The following is a 1,963-nucleotide window of genomic DNA, read 5'->3' as shown; positions in this document are numbered from 1 at the left end:
TATGCGCCCTCTTAATGCGTCTGACTTTCTGCTTTCTTTAACAATCCTAGGGGATTGAAAGAGTCAGAAAGCCGGCATTAAACGGTGACGCGAGGAAGGAAGTACTGTGTGGATTTTTAGAGGTAAGACTCTCGTTCGTCTGATTCGATGAGTCCTTTTTTTTCTAGCTGTGCCACTATTGCGGTGACTTTTCTTTTGTGAATCTTGGCAATCTCTTTAGGGTGAATATCTGCGTTAAACGCTTCAATTGCTTGAAGTGTTTCTTCATCTGTCCACCTTAAACCATGACGTTTAGGTGTTTTTCTCTCCTTTACTTGTACTTGTTTTTTTGAATTTAACTTACGGATTCGATCTTTTGACTCGCTCCTTTCACAATCTTCATGTAATGCATTTTTTATAAGAACTAAACACCTAACTAACTCTGGTGTTAGCATCGTTGAGCCTTTTATAAACTCTGAATTTGTTAGGGGATTGATGCCCCGAGAAAGGTAGTGAAGTTGTTTTAATAGAAGATCTTTGTCTTGGCTTCCCATACTCTAATCCTTGTGGTTTATCCCTAATAGTAGTGATTTAGAGTATATGGCTTACCGATTGTCTAAACCAGAAAATCGGACAGTTCAAAACCTTCATTAAGTAAACTTTGAAGCTCTTGTGGGACTTCGCCAGTACCGTCCCAAGTACCACTATCACCAAACGTGTAACGCTCCGTTTTTACTTCATAGCGCGCTGTTTGTGTCTCGGCTGCGACTCTTTTTGCACGTTTGGAACGCTTGGCTTTGCTTTTGGTCTTGCCGTCATTCATCAATTGAGAAACTTCTTCGTGACTCAGTCCAGTCTTTTCCATGATGCTTTTTAGCATCCCTTTCGCTTCTTCTTGCGCAGCTATTTTTTCTGATTCCGTCTTTTCTCGTTGCTCGATGTACTCACCTAACTTTTCGGAAATGACTTTTAAATGACTCAAACCGGTTTCTTTAAACGTTTGTTGGATGCGTTTTTTGTTCGCAAAAATTGTGAGTAACTGCTCTGTTAGCGATTCATCAGTGTTCATGTTGGTTTCCTTCTTCATTGAAATTGATAAGACCAAAGCACATTCCATAGTCGATAAGGCACTCCATCATGGGCTTTGGCATTTGCTCTTGTGAAATCTTGTATCGGTGCGGACGTTCCCAATCTTCACGTTTGTAGTAAAGGCGACGAGTTAAATTGCTCTTATCAATTGTCACGCCGTGGAAGTAGGGAGGTACGCCTTGGTCGTGATAGGTGTTTCTTTCCTCTTCAGAGGTGCTAGTTAAAAGTCGATTAAAGTAGCGACATGTAAGAGCAAATCTCTTTTGATTGGCTAACCCTTTTTCTTCATCACCTGTGAACGCAAAGTTCCCGCCCTTTTCAAGTTTGAAGGTAAAGTCCGTAAAGACATGAGCTCGCTCAGGCTTTGTGAGTAGGTTGAAGTTAGAGCGAGCGCGGTATATCTGGTTCTTTTCTTTCTCGATATGAATCTCCAGTACACCTTCAAAGTCATTAAAATCTTCATAGGTGTGGCGCATCTGTCCCATGATGAAAGTGTCGCCCACTTTCATCTCTCGGATTCTGGCGCGAAAATACAAAGGCATACGGCAGTAACTTAAAAAGTCATACCCTGCCATTCTTTGATAGACCGTTTGTCGTGATTTATCGCGCTTGGTTTTTTCTTCTTTCCACTCTTGCTCTTGTTTTAAAAGTGCTTTTTCTTCGGATTTTGATAGCTGTATTTCGTCCACGTTGGCCTCTTTATTTGTCGTTTTTAAGGGGGATGTGAGTCGTTCCATTGAACTTAAATAACGGAATAAGTGTGCCGTTCGAGACTTCCGCTATCTCCGTGATTTTTCGTCCGTAACGTTCATGTCTACTGGCATGAACGAACACATCGACGTTTCCCGTGATTTGCTTGTGTGCTAAATCAAAATCAATCATCCCTTGCGACGCG

Annotated in this window: 3 protein-coding genes and 1 pseudogene; all 4 read right to left on the bottom strand. The window is 41.6% G+C overall.

Features of this window, described 5'->3' with window-relative positions; all coding sequences use genetic code 11:
• Positions 1–116 precede the first annotated feature (116 nt).
• On the bottom strand, positions 117–533 hold the full coding sequence (locus tag A142_RS07985) for a hypothetical protein (RefSeq protein ID WP_019825615.1): 417 nt from the start codon (positions 531–533) through the stop codon (positions 117–119).
• Positions 534–595: 62 nt separating this feature from the next.
• Positions 596–1,048: a hypothetical protein gene (locus tag A142_RS07980; protein WP_019825613.1), complete on the bottom strand. Its 453-nt coding sequence runs from the start codon at positions 1,046–1,048 to the stop codon at positions 596–598.
• Positions 1,038–1,757, bottom strand: coding sequence for a hypothetical protein (locus A142_RS07975; RefSeq protein WP_019825611.1), 720 nt, complete (start codon positions 1,755–1,757; stop codon positions 1,038–1,040). Before A142_RS07975 ends, A142_RS07980 begins: the two co-directional genes overlap by 11 nt.
• Before the next feature lie 10 nt (positions 1,758–1,767).
• Positions 1,768–1,963, bottom strand: a pseudogene (locus tag A142_RS07970) (CpaF family protein); the annotation flags it as partial.

Source organism: Vibrio splendidus 12E03, assembly GCF_000272105.2.
Classification (GTDB): domain Bacteria; phylum Pseudomonadota; class Gammaproteobacteria; order Enterobacterales; family Vibrionaceae; genus Vibrio; species Vibrio splendidus_I.
The sequence above is the reverse complement of the archived record's forward strand: the minus strand, read 5'-3'. Positions and strand labels throughout refer to the sequence as shown.

Coding starts and splice junctions, on each gene's coding strand:
- A142_RS07985 (WP_019825615.1), bottom strand. CDS start 533: ATGGGAAGCCAAGACAAAGATCTTCTATTAAAACAACTTCACTACCTT.
- A142_RS07980 (WP_019825613.1), bottom strand. CDS start 1,048: ATGAACACTGATGAATCGCTAACAGAGCAGTTACTCACAATTTTTGCG.